This window comes from Algibacter sp., from assembly GCF_049667265.1.
Lineage (GTDB): Bacteria > Bacteroidota > Bacteroidia > Flavobacteriales > Flavobacteriaceae > Algibacter_B.
Genome location: NZ_JBATHX010000054.1, coordinates 1 through 3104, shown reverse-complemented (window position 1 = coordinate 3104; position 3104 = coordinate 1). Strand labels below are relative to the sequence as shown.

The window sequence follows — 3104 nt, the reverse complement described above, 5'->3', positions numbered from 1 at the left end:
CCAGGAACATCTGGACAAGCATCATCTTTGTCATATATACCATCTCCATCTGTATCTTTTCCTCCAAATTTAACTGCAATACCAGCAGAATGTTGCCAGTGTTTAGATAAATAATCTTCAAAAGAATGTTTGTATGAAGTTTGAAGATTTAAACCAACGTTATCAGTAAACCAATAGTTTAAACCTAAAGATCCGTTTAAAGTTCCAGCTCCAATATCATCTATCCAAGAGTAACCACCACCAACACCTAAATAAGGCTCGATAGTTTTACAATTTAATAAGTCTGCAAAGCTGTATTTTATAATACCGTCAAGACCATAATAAGTCATATCGTTAACTGTTACGCTAGGTACTCCAGTTACTTCACCAATTTTCTCGATTTTGTTTATTGAACCATTTAAGCCAAGTGAAAAGCCGTTACTAAGGTATTTAGAAACAGTAATGGTAGACAAAGAAGGAAGAACATTCCAGTGGTCTTTTGCATTAAAGAATTCATCAAAGTAATCTCCTTGAGGTGCGTCTTCTCCAACTGGGTAAAGATCAACTGCGTTTATCCCGAAACTAATTGCCCAAGGATTGTTTTCATCTTGTGCATACGTGTTGCTAAAACCTAATACAAGCAACATAGCGAACAATAATCTGCTAAGATTTTTCATATTCAAAAGTTTAATTTTTAAGTGTTAATTGTCTGCAAAAGTAAGTTGTTAAATGTTATTAACAAAGACAAATATATAAAAAAATAGGAGATATATGCAGTTCGTCGATAGTTCAGAATGAATTTAGATAATATTTAATGCTTTTCCCACTTTAGTAAAGGCTTTTAGAGCTTGGTCTAAATGCGATTTTGTGTGTGCTGACGAGAGTTGAACGCGTATTCGAGCTTTTTCTTTAGGAACTACCGGAAAAAAGAATCCAATTACATAAATTCCTTCTTCTAAAAGCATATTTGCCATGTTTTGAGATAGTTTTGCATCATAAAGCATTACAGGAACTATGGCCGAATCGCCATTTACGATATCAAATCCGGCAGATTTCATTCCTTTTTTGAAATAATTTGTATTCCATTCTAAGGTATCTCTAAGCTCAGTATTATTCGCAAGCATGTCAAAAACTTTTATGGAAGCACCAACAATGGCTGGAGCTAACGAATTTGAAAATAAATACGGTCTAGAACGTTGGCGCAACATATCAATAATTTCCTTTTTACCTGTGGTATAGCCACCCATGGCGCCACCCAAAGCCTTTCCTAAAGTTCCTGTTATAATATCTATTCGGTTTAAAACACCCTTTTCTTCGGGTGTGCCTCGACCTGTTTTTCCTATAAAGCCCGCTGCATGACATTCATCAATCATAACTAAGGCATCATATTTATCTGCTAAATCACATATTTTATCTAGCGGTGCCACCAAACCATCCATAGAAAACACGCCGTCAGTTACAATTATTTTAAATCGAGCACCATTTTCATTGGCTGCAATAAGTTGCTTTTCCAAATCTAACATATCATTATTTTGGTAACGGTATCTAGCAGCTTTGCATAAACGTACACCATCAATAATAGAAGCATGATTTAATGAGTCGGAAATAATGGCATCTTCTTCACCTAATAAGGGTTCAAAAACTCCGCCATTAGCGTCAAAAGCAGCTGCATATAATATGGTGTCTTCGGTTTGGTAAAAATCTGCTATTTTTTGCTCAAGTGTTTTATGAATATCTTGAGTGCCACAAATAAAACGGACGGAACTCATTCCAAAACCATGCGTATCCATAGTATCTTTCGCAGCTTGTATTACCTCAGGGTGTGAAGAAAGCCCTAAATAATTATTAGCACAAAAATTTAAAACAGTTTCACCAGTATTTAAGGTTATTTCGGCACCTTGAGCGGATGTAATAATGCGTTCTTCTTTATAAAGGCCATTATTTTTAATCTCTTGTAGCTCTTCTTGAAGATGATTTTTCAGTTTTCCGTACATTTTATTGCGTTTTATGCAAATTTAAATATCTTTTACTAAAATATCATCATTGATGTATATAAGAATCTTCTTTTTAACGCTGATTTTCATTTCCTCCAAAACATCCTGATAACTTTGAAGCTGTTGCCCATGTTTTTTATCCTCAAAGCCTGTTTTGTAATCCATAATAACAGCTTCATTTTTAGAATTTATGACGATTCTGTCTGGCCTTAAAATAATACCCTCTTTCGAGATTATATCGCGTTCATTATATATGGTGTCATTTGAAGTAAAATAATCTTGAAGTTTCGGGTGTTTTATAATATCTAAAATGGTTACTATCAATGATTCAGCCTGCATTTTATTAATGGTTGAAGATTTTTGAAAATCATTAATTACTAAATCAACATCATCAATAGTTTTAATTTGAGCCATGATATTGTGAATTAAATTTCCTTTTTCAATCGCATCTTGTTGGCTAGTATCCCATAATAGGCCAGATTTGGTTACAACTTTTATGTTATGGTCTTCTTTGGCTGTTGAAATAAAGGAATCTTGATGAATCATTTCCTTTATATCTGACGTAGTTTCTGAGGATTTTATTGGGTTTCCGAAACTATATTCTAACTCTGAATCATTCCATTTCCCTAGATGTTGCAAATAATTTATTAATAAGCCCGAGTATTTTTTTGCATTAACCACGCCTTTTGATGAAATATCTTTGGTTGAAATAACATGCATCTGCTCTATAGCTCGGGTTAGCGCAACATACAATAAATTAATGTTGTCTAATTCTTGTTCAGATTTATGTTTGTTAAAAATTCTTAATCCTTCATCTCCATAATTTTCAAAATCTTTATTGAAGTTCAAAATAGTATGCGAAAAACCATGGTATTTTTCTTTATCTAAAGAAAACCATTCTTTAGGTTCAACTTCACCATAAATATCTAAGTCAGCATACGGAAAAATAACAATTGGAAATTCTAAACCCTTGGATTTGTGAATGGTCATAATTTGAACCGCATTTTGTCCCTGAGGAGAAATGATGCTTAATTTATCTTTTTTCTTGTCAAAATAGTCTAAAAAACCAGAAATATTGGTTCCTTTTTTTTGCGAAAAATCTAAAACAATATCTAAATAAAATTGAATGTA

2 protein-coding genes and 1 pseudogene are annotated in these 3104 nt (G+C 33.0%); all 3 read right to left on the bottom strand.

Features of this window, described 5'->3' with window-relative positions:
- A pseudogene (locus tag WBN21_RS01985) lies at nt 1-656 on the bottom strand (OmpA family protein); the annotation flags it as partial.
- A gap of 123 nt (nt 657-779) precedes the next feature.
- Nucleotides 780-1973 (bottom strand): glycine C-acetyltransferase, encoded by a 1194-nt coding sequence (kbl, locus tag WBN21_RS01980; RefSeq protein ID WP_424197631.1) that lies wholly within the window; start codon nt 1971-1973, stop codon nt 780-782.
- A 21-nt stretch (nt 1974-1994) separates the two neighbouring features.
- Nucleotides 1995-3104: 3'-5' exonuclease (locus WBN21_RS01975; RefSeq protein ID WP_424197630.1), on the bottom strand; the 1110-nt coding region annotated here is incomplete at its 5' end.

What these genes read in the sequence shown, in the direction of transcription:
- kbl (WP_424197631.1), bottom strand. Translation starts at nt 1,973, where the DNA reads ATGTACGGAAAACTGAAAAATCATCTTCAAGAAGAGCTACAAGAGATT.